This window comes from Clostridium tarantellae (assembly GCF_009295725.1).
Classification (GTDB): domain Bacteria; phylum Bacillota; class Clostridia; order Clostridiales; family Clostridiaceae; genus Sarcina; species Sarcina tarantellae.
In genome coordinates, this window is record NZ_WHJC01000631.1 from 1 (window position 1) to 527 (window position 527).

Annotated in this window: 1 protein-coding gene; it reads right to left on the bottom strand. The window is 24.7% G+C overall.

Features of this window, described 5'->3' with window-relative positions; translation table 11 throughout:
* The coding region (locus GBZ86_RS17610; protein ID WP_170272325.1) for a hypothetical protein at window positions 1-527 on the bottom strand (527 nt) is incomplete at both ends.

Sequence of the window (527 nt, forward strand, 5' to 3'; positions counted from 1 at the left end):
AATTTATATTATATTGTACAACTTGCCATTTTCCATCTAATTTTAATAATTGTACATTGTAAGTTGGCCTCCCAAAACTAACTTTTTGATCATATTGGTCTATAGCTACCGCATTTGTATATACATTAAAATAAACATAATCATTCTCTTCTTTATTTTTTTCTTCATATGAACTTATTTCATCTACTAAATATGCTTTTTCATTTTGATTTTTTCCTAGAAATATGTATAAATCTTCAATTTCTTTCTTTTTTTCTGGTACTACATATTTTTTAGCTCTTTCAGCAGCTTGCTCTGGTTTGCTTTTATCAATACTTATTATTGCTTGTACAAAATTTTCAGCTACATTTTTAGCTTTTAATCTTTCTTGTACTGAAATTCTTTCATTAGATGCTATTAAATTATTATTTTTTATAATCTCATCTTCTGTTCCTATAGGATTTATAGTGGTTAAAAAATCTGCTTCAACAGGAAATTTGTTTTTTGCAATATTTTCTTTGATTTCATCTGTAATTTCAGTATTATTT